We start from the raw sequence: 18,390 nt of genomic DNA, 5'->3' as shown, positions 1-18,390 counted from the left end.
GCACCGCCCACCTGGGAGCCCAGCGAGGAGGGCGAGAAGCCGGACTGGAAGGGCACGTTCTGGCCCACCGTGATTTCCGCCTCCTCGTTGTCGCTGGTGAGGATGTGCGGCGTGGAGAGCACGTTGACGTCGGAGCTCTGCTGCATCGCGTGCAGCACCACGCCGAAGGCGGGGATGTCCAGGCCCAGCTTCTCCAGCGCCGGAATCACCGGACCCTGCAGACCCGCGAGGAAGCCGCCGAAGGACGCCAGGTTCGCCAGGCTCAGCGAGGGCGGAAGGCCCTGGCCGCCGTTGTTGGTGCCAATCAGGCCGGGCGCCGCGCCGCGGTCGGTCTGGAGCGCGAAGCCGCTGTGCAGGTTGACGCCGAACTCGGCGTTGCGGTCCAGGTTCACCTCCATGATGACGGCCTCGACGAACACCTGGCGGCGCGGCGTGTCGAGCTGCTGGATGACCTGGACGATGTTCTTGTAGTCCGTCTGGCTGGCGACGATGACCAGCGAGTTGGTGCCCTTGTCGGCCGAAATCTTCACCTCGCCGCTGAACAGCTCCGCCGCCTGGGTGGTGCCGGCGGGACGCGGGGCGCCCTGGGGCATGTTCGGCATCGGCGAGCGCGGCCGGTTCGCGGTGCCCTGGGCCAGCGACTGGAGCGTACTGGCCAGCTCCTCCGCGTTGGCGTTCTCCAGGTAGTAGACGTTGATGCGACCGCCCGTGCCGGAGGGGATGTCGATCTGCGTGACGATGTCCTGGATGCGCTCGAACGCGGCGGGGCTGGCCACGATGATGAGCTTGTTGGTGCGCTCGTCCGGGATGATCTGCGACAGCGTCACCGGCCCGGCGGAGGCCTCCTGGCCGCCCGAGGCGGGCTGGGCAATCACCTCACCACCGGGCTGTCCGGCGGGCGGCACGCCCTGCGTGAAGGTGCCGGGCCGCTGACCGGGACGGGCGCCCTTGGCCTCGAAGAGGCGCTGCACCGTGGTGGCCACGTCCTGCGCGGAGGCGTACTGCACCTGGATGACCCGCAGCTCGTCGCTGGCCGCGCGCGTGTCCAGCTGGTCGATGAGGCGCTCCAGGCGGTGGATGTTGGAGCCCACGTCGTTGACGATGATGGTGTCCGGCGGATACGGGATGGTGTCGCCGTCCTTGGAGACCAGCTGCTGCAGCACCCCGCGCAGGGGCTCCACCTCCACGTTGCGGATGCGGAACAGCTTGGTGATCATCTGCTCGTTGGTCGTGTACGGCTGGCCATCCTCGACGATGGTGGGGATGGGGTTCTGCTTCGCCGAGCGCTTGTCGACGATCTTCATGAAGCGGCCGTACTGGTACGCGGCGAGCCCGTTGGCGTCGAGTGAGGCCAGGAAGGCGGAGTAGAACGCGTCGGCGTCCACTTCGACGCGGCCGTTCTCCGGGCCGATGATGGAAATCTTTCCGCGCACGTTCTCCGGAAGGATGAACGTGCGGCAGGTGGCGTCGGCGACCGTCTGGACGAGCTTTTCGATCTCCACCTTGTCGAAGTAGATGCCGTAGCGCGCGTTGCGCCGGGCCTCTTCGCACGTGGGCGTACGCCGGGAACCCTGATTGGACTCGTCGGCGCCCGGGGGCGACGACTGGGGAGTGATGGTCCGCTCACCCGGCGCTGAAGGCGCGGAGGTGCCGGGCGGAGGGGGGCGGCGCTGCGCCTGCGCGGGGACGGCGAGCGCGAGGCACAGGCAGAGCATCCAGGACGGGAGCGTCTTCATGGAGGAGCGGGCGCGGCGTGGGGTTTAACGGACGTTGTAGGACTTGCGGATCGGCGCGCCGTTGCGCTCGATCTCGATTTCAATGCGGGATGAGTCCTTCATCTTCGAATACACCTCGAGCGCCTTCTCGGGGCTGTTGAGGTCGAATCCGTTGATGCGGCGGATGACGTCGCCGTTCTGGACTCCAATCTTCGAGTAGATGGAGTCCGGGCGGATGGAGAAGAGCTTGAACCCCACGGCCTGGCCGTCCTTGAAGGCGGGAACGATGCGCGCCTGCATGGCCACGTCGTTGAGGTTGTTGAGCGTCTTGTCGATCTCCGCGCGAGGCACTTCGTACTCGTTGTCGCTGACGGCGCGGATGCCACTGGTGGACGCGGTGTTCGCCTGCGCCACCGGAGGCGTGGGCGGCGTGAAGGCCTGAGCGCCGTCGCCCGGGTTGCCGTCGATGAACTCCTTGCGGCCGCCATTGAGGACGATGACGCGCTCACGCTCGATTTCGAGCACGGTGGCGCCCTGCAGGGCATTGCCCACCATGTACGTCTGCGAGCGCTGCGTCACCATGTCCTGGATGGAGGCGAAGGACCAGTCGGGGTTGCCCGCGACGAGCGTGCCCAGGAGCTTCACGCGCAGGCCGCTCTTCACGGGGGCCGCGTTGGGGTCGACCTGAGGCGCGGTGGGTTCCGCCACCGGGACCTCCGGCTCCGGAATCTTGATGCCAGTCACCCGGGACAACTGCTCCATGTCCGGCAGCGCCAGTGCGGACTGGGCTGGCCGGGCGTTGGCGGGCGCGCGCGCGGCGGCCCCCGACGTGGGCACCGGGGAGATGGCGGACTCGACGAACAGGTTCACCGTCTTCGCCGCCAGCAGCGCGACGAGGAGGACGAACAGCAGGTTCACCGTCCAAAAGTATTTTCGAAAGAAGAGTTCCATCACGCTTCCGAGAGAAAGCCGAACCCGTGGAGAGCAAGCCAGGTGCCACCGCGGGCCAGTGGGGCCAATCAAGGGGGACGGCCAAGCGCTCGAAATTATTCCGGAATGAGGGACAGCTCCGGGCGACTGAGCGAGCTGCCCCGAGCCTTGGGACAAATTGTCAAAGCCAGGTGGGGGCCTTTGTGACGGCCTGTCAGTCCTCGCTTCCGGCGGGGGGCTCGCCGCCGTTGGACTGCTCGCGCTCCAGCTTGCGGTAGATGGTGCGGGCCGCGATGCCCAGCAGCCGGGCGGCCAGCGTCTTGTCGCCCTTGGTGTGGCGCAAGGTCTCGTGGATCACCCGGCGCTCCACCTCTTCCATGGGTGTTCCAATGGGAATGACCAGCTGGGAGGCGGCGCCGAGCGGGCCCTTGCGCACCGACTCGGGCAGGTCGCTGGCCTCCAGCACCTCGCCCCGCGCGAGCACCACCGCACGCTCGACGGCGTGCTCCAGCTCTCGCACGTTGCCGGGCCAGGCGTAGTTCTCCAGCGTCTGGAGCGCCTCTGGAGAGAAGCCGCGCAACACCTTGCCGTTCTTCGCGGCGAAGCGGCGCAGGAACGCGTCCGCCAGGAGGGGGATGTCCTCCCGGCGCGAGGCCAGCGCGGGGACGCGGATCTCCACCACGTTGAGGCGGTAGTAGAGGTCCTCGCGGAAGCGCCCCTCGGCCACCTCCTTCTGGAGGTCCTTGTTGGTGGCGGCCACCAACCGCACGTCCACCTTCACGATCTGCGTGCCGCCCAGCCGCTCGATTTCGCCCTCGGCCAGCGCGCGCAGGAGCTTCACCTGGGCGGGCAGCGGCATCTCACCGACTTCGTCCAGGAAGAGGGTGCCACCATGGGCGCGCTCGAAGCGGCCCTCGCGCCGGGCCACCGCGCCGGTGAAGGCGCCGCGCTCCACGCCGAACAGCTCCGCCTCCAGGATGTTCTCCGGCAGCGCGCCGCAGTTGACGGCGACGAAGGCGCCCTTGGCCCGGCTGGAGTACTCGTGCACCGAGCGCGCGGCCAGCTCCTTGCCGGTGCCGGACTCGCCCAGCAGCAGCACCGTGGCGGTGGAGGGCGCCGCCTGGCGGATGGTGTCCAGCATGGCGCGGAAGGCGGGGGACTGGCCCACCATGGTGCGCCCGCCCGCGGCGCTCATCTCCGCCAGCTTCGCCTTGAGCGTCTGGTTCTCCGAGACGAGGGCCCGCTTCTCCAGCGCCTTCTGCACCGCCTTCACCAGCGCGTGGCGCTTGAGGGGCTTGGTGATGAAGTCGTAGGCGCCGTCCTTCATCGCCGCCACGGCCGTCTCCACCGTGCCGTAGGCGGTCATCAGCACCACCTCCACGTCGGGGCGGATGGTGCGCGCCGCGCGGAGCAGCTCCTGCCCGTCCATGCCGGGCATCATCAAATCCGTCACCATCACCGTGACTTCCGGGCGGCGCAGCATCTCCAGCGCCTCCGTCCCGTTGGCGGCGGACAGCGTGGCCATGTTCTCCCGCTGGAAGATGCGCGTCACGGAGTCGAGGTTGGCGCGGTCGTCGTCGACGACGAGAACGGTGGAGGTGGTCATGATGGGCGCCGCTTCTTGCAATCCCCGTTCCCTACGCGTGCTCGTCGTCCGACTCGACAGGGCCACCGCCCATCCGGCCGATGTCCTCGCGCTTGACGGACTCCAGGTTGAACTTGAGCGCGCTGGCCAGCATCCGGTCCAGCGTTTCGTCGAAGTCGGGCTTGCCGCCGTTCTTGCGGAAGCGCAGGAAGTTGATGCGCGCGACGACGAAGTTCTTGAGGTAGGGGCTCTGCAGGCCCCGCTCCTTGAGGCCGTTGACGACGGCCACCACGGCGTCGTCCAGCTCCAGGAGCCGGTCCGCCCGGGCCTCGCGCAGGGCGAGCGCGGCCCCGAGCGGCTTGTCGAGGAAGTCCTCCACCACCTTGACGAACGGGTGGTAGGCGCCCGCGGAGAAGCGGGGGCGCTTCTCGTAGGCCGCGCCGAGCGTGACGAAGGAAGGCTCCTCGAACAGGTGCGCGAAGGCGGTCTCCTTGCCCTCGCGGCCCGCGCCGACGAGGCCCCGGTACATGCGGACCACCTCCAGCGAGCGCTCCTTGAGGTTGTGGGCCTTCTCCGTGTTGAGGGCGAGGATTTGGTAGGCCACGTCCTCGTCGGGGAGCAGCAGCGCGATGATGGACTTGGCGCCCAGAAGCTTGCTCGCGTGCAGGCGGTGGTTGCCGTTGGGCGTCCAGTACTTGCCGTCCTTGCGCACGGCGATGACGGGGTCCAGGAAGCGGTCCAACCGCTCCATGGCGCTGGCGAGCCGCTTCACGTGGGGCTCGGACAAGTCCCGCTGGTAGGGCGTGGGCTCCACCTTGTCGATGGGCAGCACCGCGAGCACCACGGGGTGGCCGCCCAACGGCTCGCGGTAGACGCCGAGCACCTCTCCGCCGTCGGTGCGCACGGCCTCGAGGATGTCGATGGGGTACTCCACCGAGTCGCTGGCCACGTCCGCGGGCGTCAGGCCCCGGGACTTGGGGTCCGCCTTCTTGCGGCGGGGCTTGCGAGGGGTGGTGGCCGGCTTCGCCTTCGCGGCGGCGGCCGTCTTTTTTCGTGCGGACTTCGCTGCCATGGGTGCGCCCTCCTGCGCTGCGGACGAAAGGTGTAGCCGGAGGCCCTGACATTCGCCTCCCCCAACACGTGGGGGAGGGGGCCTCCCGCGTCGCCCACGCTAGGGGGACGCGGGAGGTAGGGCTACTCTCCCGAGAGGGTGAGCTGCCGGAAGCGGACAGTGGGCGCGCCCACCGTGCCGCCTCGGAACTGCAAATCGTTGCCGACGCCGTCCATGTCCTGGAGCATCTTCAGGACGTTGCCGGCCACCGTGACTTCCTGCACCGCGTGCGTCAGCTCGCCGTTTTCAATCCACAGGCCGTTGGCACCCGCGGACAGCTCGCCCGTCACGGGGTTTGCCCCATGGCCGAGCAGCGACGTGACGTAGAAGCCCCGGTCCACCTCGCGGATGAGCTGCTCGGGCGGCGTGGTGCCCGCCTCCAGATACAGGTTGCTGGTGCCGATGGTGGGCAGCGCGTTGTAGCCGCGCTTGGCGTTGCCCGTGGGCCGCGCCTTCGCCTTGCGCGCGGTGAAGGCGTCATAGAGGAAGTTCGACATCACGCCCCGGTCGATGATGGGGGTGCGCCGGGTGGGCACGCCCTCGCCGTCGAAGGGCGCGGTGGCCAGGCCTCGCGACAGGAGCCCGTTGTCCACCAGCGTGACGTGCTCGCTCGCGAGCCGCTTGCCCTGGAGCGACGCCAGCATGCTGGCCTGCTGGTGCACGGCGTTGCCGCTGGCCGCCCTGGCCACGCCGGACATGAAGGACGCGGTGACGAGGGGGTCGAAGAGCACGGGGACCTGCTGCGTCTTCACACGCTTCGCACCCAGCATCCGCACCGCGCGCCGCGTCGCCTCGCGGCCGATGGACTCCGGCGAATCCAGGTCCGCGAGGAAGCGCTTGTAGTCCAGCCAGTAGCCCTTCTGGAGCTGGCCGTCCGCGGCGGCCACCGGCAGCGCGTACAGGTACACGTACGTGCCCGAGTAGCCTCCGGCCATCCCTTCCGACGACGCGACGTACACCTCGGATACGAAGTCCCCGGCGCCCACCGCGTTGAACGTCGTGACGCGCGAGTCCTCCGCGCGGCCCGCCTTCTCCATCTCCAGCGCGGCCTTCACCTTCCAGTCGCCGGGCAGGTTCGCCACGGCCGGGTCATACAAATCGCCCGTGTCTCCGTAGCGGCCCAGCTCCTTCGCGCCGGGCAGGCCGTTGAGCTTGCTGGGCGCGGCGGCCTCGGCCAGCTTCAGCGCCTGGTCCACGAGGAGCTCCAGCCCCGAGGGCTCGAAGTCCGACGTGAAGGCGAAGCCGAGCCGGCCCTTCACGACGACGCGCAGGCCCACGCCCTTGGACGTGGACTGGGTGAGGTCTTCAATCTGTCCTTCGCGCACGCGCACGTTGCTCTGGCGGCTCACCTCCAGGAAGGCTTCGGCCTGGTGGGCGCCCTTCTTCGTGGCGCGCTGGACGATCTTCTTCGCGAGCTTCTGGTAGTCCATGGTGTCTGGCGCTCTCTCTCAACCGACCTGGGTTCCGCCCACGGTGACGTTGTCGATGCGCAGCGTGGGCAGGCCCACGCCCACCGGCATCGACTGCCCGTTCTTCCCACACACGCCCATGCCCGGGTCCGGCTGCGGGTCGCACCCCACGCGGGACACGTTCTTCAGCGCCTCCGGCCCCACGCCGATGAGGATGGCGTTCTTCACCGGGCGGCCCAGCTTGCCGTCTTCAATCTGGTACGCCTCGCTCACCTCGAAGACGAAGTTGCCGTTGCTGATGTCCACCTGCCCGCCACCGAAGGTCGCGCAGTACAGCCCGCGCTTCACTTCCTTCAGGATGTCGTCGGGGTGGTGGTTTCCCGGCGCGAGGAACGTGTTCGTCATGCGGGGGATGGGCAGGTGCCGGAAGGACTCGCGCCGCCCGCTGCCCGTGGAGCGCTGCCCCATCAGCTTCGCGTTGAGGCTGTCGTAGAGGTAGCCCTTGAGCACGCCGTTCTCGATGAGGACCTTGCGCTCCCCCGGCGTCCCCTCGTCGTCGATGTTGATGGAGCCTCGGCCGCTGGCCACCGTGCCGTCGTCGATGACGGTGACCAGCTCGGAGGCCACCTTCTCTCCCAGCTTGCCGGCGAACAGCGACGTGCCCTTGCGGATGAAGTCCGCCTCCAGGCCGTGGCCCACCGCCTCATGCAGGAGGATGCCGCTCCAGCCGGGCGCCAGCACCACCGTCTGCGGGCCCGCGGCGCAGTCCACCGCGCCCAGCGTGGCCACCGCCTGTCGCGCCGCCTCACGGGCCACCTCCTCCGGGGGGAAGGTGGCCCAGTGGGTGAACGGCACCCGGCCGCCCCCGCCGTACATGCCCGTGCGCCGCTCGTTCTTCTTGCCCTGCACCACCACCTGCACGGAGATGCGGCACAAGTCCTGGGTGTCCTCGGTGTAGCGCCCCTCCGTGTTGGCCACCGCGAGGCGCCGCGTCTGGTCCGCGTAGGCGCCATTGACCTGCGTCACCCGCGAGTCGAACGCGCGAGCCGCCTGGTCCGCGCGCGTCAGCAGGGACGCCTTGAGCGACACCTCCACGTCCGACAGCGGGGTGGGGACCCGGTAGTGGCTGGGCACCGCGACGCGGGAGACGGGGAAGGCGCGCTCGGAGCCCTGGCCCTGGGCAATCATCGCCGCCGTGGAGGCCGCCCGCAGCAGCGCGGGCTCGTCCCAGTCGTCGGAGAAGGCGTACCCCACCTTTCCTCCGGAGATGACCCGCACCCCCACGCCCTGGACCAGGCCCGTCTGGGCGCTTTTGATGCGCGACTCTTCCAGCACCACGCTGGTGCTGTGGGTGCGCTCCACGTAGACCTCCGCGAAGTCACCCCCGCGCTCCATGGCCACCGCCAGCAGTCGCTCGAGCAGCGGCTGGGGCAGCAGGGGAGCGGGCGAGGGCCGCCGGGCCGCCAGGGGGGCGAGCTGGGAAGAAGGGGCGCGTCGGGTCGGCGCGGACGCTCGGGGCATTCAGGAACTCCCTCGGTGAAGCGGTGGGGGGGTGTGGAAACCTACATAGGAGGGGAAATCTCCGGGAGCAACGGACAATGGCCGCCCTTCTTTCCCCGCGGGCTGGCCTGTCGCATTCCCACCGTGGGGGCCGGCGCTTTAAGATGGCCGACGTTTCGGAACCTGGACCCCACCCCATGCCTGCTCGTCCTCCATCCTCTCCTCGCGCTGGCGCCGGCCGTTCCGGCGGTGACGCGGGGGCGGACTCTCCATCGGCGAAGCCGTCAGCCCGGGCTCGCCCTCCGCGCGAGGCGTCACCCGCCGACGAGGATTTCGCCGCACCCCTCTCCGGGGAAGAAGGCTATCCCGACGGCCCCGCGAACCCGGAGCTGTACGGTGACGCGCAACCTCCCCGCTCCCGCACGGATGAGACGCGCGTGGGCGCCGTGCCGGAGTCGCGCGAGGACGCGGTGCGCCGCGACGACGACGACGACAACTCCGAGTCCACGCGCGCGGGTCCTCCCGTGCAGATGCTGGTGCTGGCCGGGCCGGACCGGGGGCGCAAGAAGCGCTTCCAGGGCGTGCGGATGGTGGTGGGGCGCGGCAAGGACTGCGACTTCGTGTTGGACGACCAGTCGGTGTCGCGCCGGCACCTGGAGCTCGTCTACGGCCAGACCGGCGTGGCGATGCGAGACCTGGGCAGCATCTCCGGCACCCAGGTGAATGATCAGCGCGTGGACGAGTGTCTGCTCAAGCACGGCGATGAAATCGCCATGGGCAAGACGCGCCTTCGCTTCGTGGACGAGGCGGAGCAGATCAAGGAGATGCGCGCGCAGGCGGAGGCTCGCGAGGCCGAGGAGAAGCGCGAGCGCGAGGAGGCCGCCAAGGAGAAGGACGAGGCCCGGAAGGCCGCGGGCGCCGCTCGTGGTTCGGACGTGGATCCGAATGATCCCCGGCTGAACGAGATGACCAACGCCAACTACCGGGTGCCGGACGGGTTCCAGGACAAGGCGCAGAACAAGGGCAAGGGCGCCATCGCCATCCCCCGTCCCCGTCCGCCCCCCAGGAGCGCCGTCACGGGCGGAGGGCCGAACTCGAAGACGAAGCTGCTCATCGCCGTGGGTGGCGGTGTGGTGGTGCTGCTGATGCTGGGCCTGTTGTTCATCCCCTCCGGGCCGCCGCCTCCGCCGCCGGTGGATCCGAACATCGAGCGCTCGAAGCTGCTGATGCAGAAGGCGCGCGAGGCGGTGCGCGCGGACGACTACGCCACCGCGGTGCGGCTCGTGGAAGAGGCGGAGAAGCTGCGGCCGGGCGTCGACGAGGAGGGCCTGGGCAAGGCTGCGAGCAAGCAGTTGGAGGTGGTGCAGTCCTTCGAGTCCGTGCGCGCGCTGATGGTCGCCCAGCAGTTCGAGGAGGCGCGCACGAAGCTCGCGGCCACGCCGCAGGGCACGGCCAAGATGGACGACATCCGGCGCAAGCTGGAGACGGAGCTGGAGGAGAAGGACGCCGCGTTCCGCATCCAGCAGATGGAAGACGCGCTCGCGGCCCGGGACCCGGAGGCGGCGCGTCCGCTGCTGGACCGCGTGCCGGACCTGAACAAGCCGGCCTATGCGCAGAAGCTCCAGGACCTGGAGGCGGAGCTGGCGAAGGAGTCCGCGGACGGTGCGCGAAGGGACCGCGCCAACCGCGAGCGCGCCGCGCTGAACGCCAAGGAGGAGCGCAAGCTCTTCCTCGAGGAGGCCTTCACCGACGTGGAGCGGCGCTTCAACGGCGGCGACTATCAGCGCGCGGTGCTGGAGTGCGACCGCGTCACGGAGAAGTACAAGGCGGAGAAGGACGTGAAGGAGCGGGCGCGCCAGTTGAAGACGCTCATTCCCCAGTTCCAGCGCTCGCTGGACGACGCGCAGAAGAAGCTGGCGTCCAACGCGCTCGAGTCGGCGTCGAAGCCGCTGCGCCGGGCGGCGGAGCTGTACCGGCAGATTGGCTTCCAGGGCTCGCTGGGCAACACGCTGGACGAGCAGCTGGCGTCGGCGGCCCTGGCGGCGGGACAGGCGGCGCTGAAGAAGGGGGACCTGGCGGCGGCGGGGCTCAACTTCCGCGAGGCCCTGCGCCTCAACCCGGGGGACCGCCGGGCGCGTGACGGCCTGGACGACCTGCAGAAGAAGGTGGAGGAGCTCTACATGCGCGCCTATATCGAGCGCGACAGGGACCCCCAGTCCGCGGCGGTGAAGTTCAAGATTGTCATCGAGACAGCGCCCGAGGGCTCGGATACGAAGCGCAAGGCGGAGATGTACCTGAGCGAGCTCCAGCCGTGAGCGGCGCTGCTGCAACAACGAAGGTTCGTGGAGACATGGGATGAGCGAGTCGTCGCTGCGTGAACTCGGAATGGACCTCATCGAGGAGCGCCAGTTCGAGCGCGCCCTCGCCGTGTTCGCGGAGGCCGTACGTCGCGTCCCCGCGGACCACCGCTCGCGGATGATGGCGGCCCGGTGTCTGGCGGAGCTGGGCGAGCGCGAACGCGCCGTCACGTCGTACCACGCGTGCGCGGAGGGACTCCTGCGCCGCGACTACCTGCTGTCCGCCATGGCCGCGTGCAAGCTGGCCCTGGAGCTGGCCCCCAACGAGCGACGCCTGAAGGACACGCTCATCCGCGTCCACTCGCGCGCGGTGCGCAGCGCGCCGGGCCGAGCCGCGGTGCCCCCGCCGCTGCCTCCGGAGACGCTGTACGACGGCAAGGTGGAGACGGACCTGATGGGCCTGGTGGGCGAGGAACTCTCCAACCGCGCCATTGAAGTACTGGCCGCGCCGGACCCGGGTGGCTCCGCGGACCCCAACAGCCGGCCTCCGCTGCCGCTGTTCGCGGAGCTGGACCGGGAGGCCTTCATCGACCTGGTGGGCCGCATGGCGTGGCGTCGGGTGAGGCCGGAGGAAGTGGTGAGCCGAGAGGGCGAGCCGGCCGACCACCTCTACGTGCTCGTCGCGGGCAAGGCGGAGGTGACGCGGCAGATGGACGGCGAGGCGAAGACACTGGGCTTCCTCGGCGGTGGCTCCATCTTCGGCGAGATTGCCCTGTTGACGGGCGCGCCTCCCACCGCGACGGTGTCCGCGGTGTCGGACACGGAGGTCTTCGAGATTCGCCGCGAGCACCTCAACGCCGTGGCCAAGAATCACCCGGCCGTGCCGCAGGTGCTGGCGGACTTCGCGCAGCAGCGCATGGCGCGAAACCTGATGGCGACTTCGCCCATGTTCCAGACGCTGCCGGAGTCGGAGCGCGGAGCCATGCTGCAGCGCTTCGCCTTCCGCGCGCTCCAGGGGCACGAGAAGGTGCTGGTGGAGGGTGAGCACTCGCCAGGGCTGTTCCTGGTGCTGGCCGGAGAGCTGGTGGTGCAGAAGGAGGACCCGGCGGGCGGCACCGTGACGCTGGGCGTGCTGCGCGAGGGCGACGTGGCGGGGGAAATCTCCCTGCTGACGGGTCTGCGTGCGTCGGCCACCGTGGCGGCCACGCGCAAGACGGCGGCGGCCTTCCTGGAGCGCAACGCGTTCCACGAACTGGTTCGAGTCTTCCCGCACATCCGCACGTACCTGGAGCAGCTGTCGGACCGCCGCCTGAAGCAGATTGGCGAGGCGCTGCGGCCCCTGGAAATCATCGACGCGGACGAGCTGGTGCTCGAGCCCGAGGCGGCGTGAGGAGCGAATGGTGATGTTGTCGCGCTCGAAGGTGATGGGGGTGGCGCTGGCCCTCATGGCGGCCGGTGCGGTGCTCTACTTCTGGCCGCGTCGGGAGCCAGGTGTCCCGGAGGCCATCACCCGGCAGGTCATCACCATGACGCGCGCCGCGGAGCAGAAGGACATCTCCGGGGTGATGGAGGGCGTGTCCGAGCGCTTCAAGACGGACGGTGGCTGGGACAACCGGCAGGTCCGGGGCGTGCTGACGGGCCAGGTGCTGCGCGGCCAGTGGGTCCGCATCTTCACGACGAACCTGGAGGTGCACGAAGTGTCTCCCACGCAGGGCGACTTCCAGGCCCGCTTCATCTTCGGTCGCTCCCAGGCGGAGAACCTGAAGGACCTGGCGGCGGACAGCGTGCTCAACGCCTACCTCATCGAGGGGACGTTCGAGAAGGAGACCGACGGTGAGTGGCGCATCGTCCGCGCCAAGTACCGTCCGCTGGAGGCCTCGGAGTTGCTGTAGACGCGCGGGCGCTCGGCCTCACTGGAGCAGGGCGCCCGTCTCGTTCATCCACGCCTTGGCCATGGGGCCCTGGCCCGCGGACTCCAGGCCCTTCTTCACGGAGTCGATGCGCGCGGCCAGCTCGTCGCGCGACGTCCCCTGTGAGCGGGCACGCACGAGGCCAAAGTAGTAGTGCTGGCAGCCCGCCGCGTACGCGCTCTGCGCGAAGAGCAGGTCGCCCATGGCGGTATATGCCTCCGGCAGCGTGCCCGCGCCCGTGTCCGGGGCCACGGTGGCCAGCAGGGCCTTCGCACCCTCGTAGTCCTTGCGGAGCACCAGCAGCGCGCCCTTGGCGTACTGGGCCCGCGCCAGCCCGACGCCCTTCGCGGCGATGGCCTTGTCATAGGCGGTGAGCGCGTCGTCCTGTTGGCCCGCGGCCTCCAGCAGCCCGCCCCGGGCGAGCCAGTAGCGGCCGTCCTGCTCCAGGAGGCTGACCTTCTTGCCGTCGGCGGTGGCCACCTGGATGGCGCCGAAGGTGCCCTCGTATGCGTCCAGCAGCGCCAGCGCTCCGGTGTTGTCGCCTGACGCCTGGAGGCTGCGCGCGCCATCCAGGTAGAGCAGGGGCGCGGTGCGCCGTTTCGCCACCGCGGCATCGAAGGCGGCGCGCGCCTCCGGGCCCTTCCGCGCCGACAGGGCCCGGGCCCGGGCGAAGAGGGCGTAGACGTCATCCGGCACCGTCTTCAGCGCGGCGTCCGCTTCCTGGAGCGCCTCGTCCGTCGCGCCCCGCGTCAGCGCCAGCTCCGCCTTCAGGGCCCCCATGCGGGAGCGCAGCGAGGGCGTCAGCTCCGCCTCTTTCTCGGAGGCCGTGGCGAGCGCGCGCTGCGCCTCCTCCAGCTTCTTGCCCTGGTACGCATACGCGAGCCCCGCGCCCAGCCGCGCCATGAGGTGGTCCGGGTTGACGCTGGTGGTCTTCTCGAAGACCTCCACCGCCTGGGCGTGCTGGCCTTCGTCGAGCAGGGCCTCCGCGTACGCGGTGGTGAAGCGCGTGTCCCGGTAGGCCCCCTCGGCGGCGCGGGCGAACGCCTGACGCGCGCCGGGCAGGTCTCCCTTCGCCTGGAGCGTCAGGGCCAGGGCCAGCGTGAGTCGCGGGCTGTTGGCGCCCTGGGCCTGGAGGTCCGCGAGGTACTTCTCCGCCTCGGCCGTCTTGCCCTCCGCGAGCAGATGCAGGGCGCGCGCGCTGTAGCGCTCGCCGGAGCGGGAGTCGAGCGCTTCGGCGCGGGACAGGTACTCGCGCGCCTTGGCATCGGCACCGGGCTGGTGGTGCTCCAGCCACAGCACCGTCTGGATGTCGGCGGCCAGGGCCTGGCCGTCGCGGGCCTCGGCGTCCACCTGGAAGAGCGTCTCCAGCTCCGCCATGGCGCGGGTCAGGTCCGCGGGATTGCCCCGGAGGGCCGCCGAGCGGGCCGCGCGCATGCGCTCCTCTGTCTCCTTTCGCACCGCGCCCCGGTGGACGAAGTAGGTGACGGCGCCCGCGAGCACCACGGCCACCACGGCCACCTGCACCAGCGCGCTCTTCCAGCTCTCGCGCCGCTTCCAGTCGCCCTGAACCTCGGTGCCCATGGACCTGTCTCCCCGCGCTGGAGTTGGATGCTATTAGGTACGCCCCTCCCAGGTGTCAATGGAGCGGGCCCCGAGCATGGGAGGAGTGAGCAATGGCGGTTCACACGGCGCTGTCCCCCGAGGTCTTCACTCGCGTCGCCGACATTTTCGGACTGGGGAGTGTGCGGAGCGTGACGCCCATTCCCCAGGGCTCCATCAACACCAACCACCGGCTGGAGACGGACACCGGCCGCTACTTCGTTCGCCACACGACGGTGCGCTCGTCGGATGACCTGCGCTTCGAGTCCGCGCTGCTCGCCCACCTGGCCGCGTACCATTTCCCCTCGCCCGTGCAGCTCACCACGCGCGACGGAGCGACGTTCGTCGAACTCGAGGGCGGGCGCGTCAGCGTCTTCCGCTGGCTGCCGGGCGAGGAGCTGCGCCATCCGAACCTCACCTCCGAGCACCTGGAGCGGCTGGGCACGGAGCTGGGCAAGCTGCACCGCGACACGCAGTCCTTCAGCGGCTCGCGCACCAACCCGTACTCACCGGACGTCGTGCGCGGATGGCTGGCGGAGCTGTCGCGTCACCCGGATGCGACGCTGGCCACCATCGCCGGGGAACTGGAGCGCCTGCTCGACACGGCCGAGTCGCAACGCCTGGGCCTGGAGCCGCTCGGCGTCATCCATGCGGACCTCTTCACCGACAACGTGAAGTGGCTGGGCGGCAGCGTGGGCGCCTTCTTCGACTTCGAGATGGCCTGCCGCGAGGCGTACGGGTTGGATCTGGTCATCACCCTGAACGCCTGGTGTTTCGATGGCGGCGGGTATCTGCCGGAGCTGTGCGAGGCGCTGGTGCGCGGTTACCAGGACATCCGGCCGCTGTCTCCCGTGGAGCGGGCCAACCTCTTCGGCCACGCGCTCTTCGGGGCGGTGCGCTTCACGGCCAGCCGCATCCGCGACTACCACCTGTCCCCGCTGCCGGCGGACAAGCTGGTGCGCAAGGACTACCGCACCTATCTCGCCCGGGCGCGCGCGCTGTCGGCCATGGGGCCTTCGGGCTACGCGACGCTCCTGGGCTTGTGAGCTACCGGGGCGCCATGACGCGCCCCGGAGTCGACGCGGCTTCAGATGCCGGAGAGGATCTTCCAGCGGCCATCCTCGAGCCGGAACACCATCTGCTCCAACTCCGCCTCCTTCTGGGGGCGGGGGGTGAGGCTGGGCATGCGCCAGCTCACCTTCCAGTAATAGATGGCGGTGGCCATGTCCTTGCCCACCTGCACCCGGCGCACGTCGAGCTCCACCTTGGGCGACTGGAGCTGCGGGAAGAGCGTCTCCAGGTAGGGCACGAGGTTGGCCGTGTTCAGGTCATCCTCGGGGTCCCCCGGCGTGCCGCCATCCTCACGGAAGTCCTTGGACACCAGGGCCTGGATGCCCTTCGCGTCGCGTGCCTCAATGGCAGACCGGTACTGCTCCATCACTGACAAAATGGCCCGCGTGTCGGAGGTGTCGTCGATTTCGGTGCCGGGGATGCGCTTCGGAGCGCAGGCGGCCAGGAGGGTCAGGGCGCAGAGAGCGAGGAAGCGGATGAGCATGGCGGGGCCTTACGAAGACAATGGATGAGAAGTCAACCCATTCCCCCGGCCCCACCTGCACTCCGCGTGCCTCAGCCCTTGCGGATGACCTCGGAGATGAACCGGTTGAGCACCGGAATCTCGTTGTCGAGAATCTTGAGGCCCTCGCCCTGGATGATTTTCTCGCCGATGAGCGCCAGCGGCTTCATCAGGAAGGGCAGCTTGAGGGAGATTTCGCCGTCCATCGACCGCTCCGTCTGCCCGGCGCCCAGGTCACGGAAGCGCATGGTGCCGGTGTTCACCAGCATCTTGGAGATGGTGCCCGACGTGGGCGTGTTGGTGAACGTGAGCTCCTTGCGGCGCTTGTCGTAGGTGGACGTCTCGATGAAGGCGAACCACTCGGGCGGCACGCGCTTGGGGCCGATGCTCTCGATGACCGGCTTGGGGCGGTAGCGCACCTTGCGCTTCACCAGGTCGCCCTCGGTCTTCACTTCAATCGGCGCCAGCTCCAGCAAGACGCCGTGGTACTTGAGGAGGAACTCGAAGTACCGCTCGTCGAGGAGCGCGCGCTCCACCTCGTCCACCGTCCCCTGGATTCGCTGCCTCGTCTCGAACCGCATCGCTTCCCTCCTGATGGGCTGGCTCGTCGCCGCTGTGTGGGCTGCCTGCCTAGCGGAAAGCGCGGCTAGCGGAAAGCCTGTCGTGGCACCAGGGGCCCCTGGAAGGTCTTCTCCTCGAAATCACACCGCTCCCGCCACTCCTGGGCGGTGGCCTTGAAGGCCGTTCCGAAGTCTGGAAGGACCCCGACCTCGTGGCGCACCGCGCCGCAGTCCCCGGCGAGGTAGGCGGCCTCCACCTTCACGCGCAGGGCCTCCCGGCGGAGGGCCTCCGGCAGCGAACCGTCCGCCAGCGCACGTTGGAGGTATTCGCCGGCGAGGATGGGCGAGCCCACCTGCTGGAGTCGGCGGCCCAAAAGGTAGTTGAGGTACGCGTCCTGGGGCACGGCCTGGAGGGCGCGCGTCAGCATCAGCAGGCGCAGCTCCTCGCGCGTCGACTGGAAGTACGCGTCGATGGCCTCGCGTCGCGCGGTGGAGTCCAGCGCCGCGAGCTTCACCTGGGCGGTGCGCGTCAGCTCGGGCGTGGCGTCCAGGGAGAGGACCTCGTCCAGGTAGCGGCGCGCCTGCTCGGGCTGCTGGCGTCGGGCCTCCACGTCCGCGCGGGCCATGGCGACCTCGGCCGCGGTGACGGCCTGGGCCTTGACCTGATGGGCGAGCGTGGAGAGCACGGAGGTGGCCTCGTCGTAGCGCTCCAGCGCGGACAGCGCGGCGGCTTCGCCCAGGCGGAACGAGGGCTCCTCCGGCTGGAGCGAGGCGGCGCGGGTGTAGCGCTCCAGCGCATCCGCGGGGTCTCCCACCAGCGAGGCGCGCGCGGACTCGGTGAGTCGGGCGACTTCGCGGGCGCAGGCGCGGCTGAACAGGCTGCCGGCGCGAAAGCGCGCGAAGGCGCGGGCGATGGCCGTGTCGTCGAGGGGCAGGGCGTCCACGTGGCGTTCCCACTCGGAGACCAGCTCGTCCAGCGGACGCCCGTAGGCGTCGTCGAAGTCCGCGTGGGCGTAGAGCGCGCGCAGCTTGTCCGCGCCGTAGGTCTCCGCGAGGTAGAGCAGGAAGGAGCCGGCCACGGTGTACGCGCGAGCGGGAGCGGATTGGTAGAAGCCCTGCGGCCCCATCAGCTTGCGCATGTCCGGGGCCAGCTTCTGGCGGCGCATGCCCGCGGCCCACTGGTGCAGGGTGAGGTCGCCCTGGGCGGGGCCGTCGGCGGCGACGGCGAACCCTTCGATGACGCCCATGAGGGGCCAGAGTCCCAGGCGCGTGGTGACTCGGAACGGGCCGCTGCCGGCGGGGGCGGCCATGACGTGCGCCAATTCGTGGTGCAGGGTGGAGTGGGGGAAGGGCTTGTCCTGGATGTGCAGCTCGTACCGCCAGGGCTTGGCGTACTGGGTGCGGCCGGCGCCCACCAGGCGCTGCTTCTCCTCTTCGTTGCGATAGAGCCACACGCGGATGCGCTCGGTGGGGGCCACTCCGAGGAAGCGCTGCACCTGCATCCACCGGAACTCCATGTCACGGGCGAGGCGGTCCACGTCCTCGCGCGACTTGCCCCGGGGGTAGTGGAGGCGGAAGTGCTCCGTGTCGCGCACGCCGCCCAGGGTGTCCGCGAGGTAGGCGTCCGTCATCCGCGTGCGCAGCTGGGGGCCCTTCACCTCCAGGAAGAGGATGGCGGACATGGGGAGCGCGAGCGCCACCAGGCTCCAGGGGCGCACGCTCGCGCGGCGCAGGGTGCCGGCGCCGAGGTCCAGCATCGCGGCGGCGAGCCCCGCCAGGACCCAGGCCCACAGCAGGGTCTCCAGGCGGAACCAGCCCAGCGCGGGCGTCATCACCAGGGCCTCGTCGTAGAGGGGGCCGGGCAGGTGTCCCAGGAAGTGGTTGAAGGCGAAGACCTGGGGACCGGCGACGATGGGCCACACGGTGGGGACGAGCGACAGCAGGACGAGCAGCACGTGCAGTGCCACCCCCCGGGAGGGCCGCCGGGCCTTGAAGCCGCAGAGGACTCCCGACGCCGAGGCCAGCACGGCCGAGGGGAGGGTGAGCATGGGATAGAAACCCACCAGCTCGAAGGGGTCGCACGAGGTGCGCAGCCAGGCGAAGACGGTGGAGGCGAGGAAGGGGGGGATGAGCGCGCCGACGTTGAGGACGAGGGCGGCGCCCAGGGCTCGACCCACCGCGGCGCCGGGGCTCTGGGGGAC

General features: G+C 69.9%; 14 protein-coding genes. 4 read left to right on the top strand and 10 right to left on the bottom strand.

The window, feature by feature from the left end:
- The 6 genes from gspD to HR086_RS31605 all read right to left on the bottom strand — a co-directional run.
- On the bottom strand, nt 1–1,736 hold a 1,736-nt coding region (gspD, locus tag HR086_RS31630), incomplete at its 3' end, for a type II secretion system secretin GspD (protein WP_174467505.1).
- Nucleotides 1,737–1,760: 24 nt separating this feature from the next.
- Nucleotides 1,761–2,666, bottom strand: coding sequence for a type II secretion system protein GspC (gene gspC / locus HR086_RS31625; protein WP_174457158.1), 906 nt, complete (start codon nt 2,664–2,666; stop codon nt 1,761–1,763).
- Nucleotides 2,667–2,859: 193 nt separating this feature from the next.
- Entirely contained in the window at nt 2,860–4,251 is a 1,392-nt protein-coding gene (locus tag HR086_RS31620) for a sigma-54 dependent transcriptional regulator (protein ID WP_141647404.1), read from the bottom strand.
- 31 nt (nt 4,252–4,282) lie between these two features.
- Complete coding sequence (locus HR086_RS31615) at nt 4,283–5,302, bottom strand: ParB/RepB/Spo0J family partition protein (protein WP_174457157.1); 1,020 nt, start codon at nt 5,300–5,302, stop codon at nt 4,283–4,285.
- Nucleotides 5,303–5,424: 122 nt separating this feature from the next.
- Nucleotides 5,425–6,771, bottom strand: coding sequence for a TldD/PmbA family protein (locus HR086_RS31610; protein ID WP_141647402.1), 1,347 nt, complete (start codon nt 6,769–6,771; stop codon nt 5,425–5,427).
- 18 nt (nt 6,772–6,789) lie between these two features.
- The gene (locus HR086_RS31605) at nt 6,790–8,271 is read right to left on the bottom strand and encodes a TldD/PmbA family protein (RefSeq protein ID WP_174467504.1); all 1,482 of its coding nucleotides are present in this window, start codon (nt 8,269–8,271) and stop codon (nt 6,790–6,792) included.
- Between the two features lie 176 nt (nt 8,272–8,447).
- On the opposite strand from HR086_RS31605, the gene HR086_RS31600 reads away from it, so the two are divergent.
- From HR086_RS31600 to HR086_RS31590, 3 genes are read left to right on the top strand one after another with little or no spacing between them, the layout of a single operon-like run.
- Nucleotides 8,448–10,565, top strand: a complete 2,118-nt coding sequence (locus HR086_RS31600; protein ID WP_174457154.1) for an FHA domain-containing protein — start codon at nt 8,448–8,450, stop codon at nt 10,563–10,565.
- Nucleotides 10,566–10,605: 40 nt separating this feature from the next.
- Entirely contained in the window at nt 10,606–11,937 is a 1,332-nt protein-coding gene (locus HR086_RS31595) for a cyclic nucleotide-binding domain-containing protein (RefSeq protein WP_141647399.1), read from the top strand.
- Between the two features lie 7 nt (nt 11,938–11,944).
- The gene (locus HR086_RS31590; protein WP_174467503.1) at nt 11,945–12,439 is read left to right on the top strand and encodes a hypothetical protein; all 495 of its coding nucleotides are present in this window, start codon (nt 11,945–11,947) and stop codon (nt 12,437–12,439) included.
- 18 nt (nt 12,440–12,457) lie between these two features.
- Here HR086_RS31590 and HR086_RS31585 read toward each other — a convergent pair whose 3' ends face one another.
- Entirely contained in the window at nt 12,458–14,038 is a 1,581-nt protein-coding gene (locus HR086_RS31585; protein ID WP_174467502.1) for a tetratricopeptide repeat protein, read from the bottom strand.
- A gap of 92 nt (nt 14,039–14,130) precedes the next feature.
- On the opposite strand from HR086_RS31585, the gene HR086_RS31580 reads away from it, so the two are divergent.
- Nucleotides 14,131–15,102 carry a homoserine kinase gene (locus tag HR086_RS31580; RefSeq protein ID WP_174467501.1) on the top strand — a complete coding sequence of 324 codons (972 nt, stop codon included), beginning with the start codon at nt 14,131–14,133 and terminating at the stop codon, nt 15,100–15,102.
- A 41-nt stretch (nt 15,103–15,143) separates the two neighbouring features.
- Here HR086_RS31580 and HR086_RS31575 read toward each other — a convergent pair whose 3' ends face one another.
- The 3 genes from HR086_RS31575 to HR086_RS31565 all read right to left on the bottom strand — a co-directional run.
- The gene (locus HR086_RS31575) at nt 15,144–15,611 is read right to left on the bottom strand and encodes a nuclear transport factor 2 family protein (protein WP_141647395.1); all 468 of its coding nucleotides are present in this window, start codon (nt 15,609–15,611) and stop codon (nt 15,144–15,146) included.
- Between the two features lie 71 nt (nt 15,612–15,682).
- Nucleotides 15,683–16,210: a hypothetical protein gene (locus HR086_RS31570; RefSeq protein WP_141647394.1), complete on the bottom strand. Its 528-nt coding sequence runs from the start codon at nt 16,208–16,210 to the stop codon at nt 15,683–15,685.
- A 65-nt stretch (nt 16,211–16,275) separates the two neighbouring features.
- The coding region (locus HR086_RS31565) for a tetratricopeptide repeat protein (RefSeq protein ID WP_174467500.1) at nt 16,276–18,390 on the bottom strand (2,115 nt) is incomplete at its 5' end.

This window comes from Myxococcus sp. CA039A, from assembly GCF_013336645.1.
GTDB lineage: Bacteria > Myxococcota > Myxococcia > Myxococcales > Myxococcaceae > Myxococcus > Myxococcus llanfairpwllgwyngyllgogerychwyrndrobwllllantysiliogogogochensis.
The sequence above is the reverse complement of the archived record's forward strand: the minus strand, read 5'-3'. Positions and strand labels throughout refer to the sequence as shown.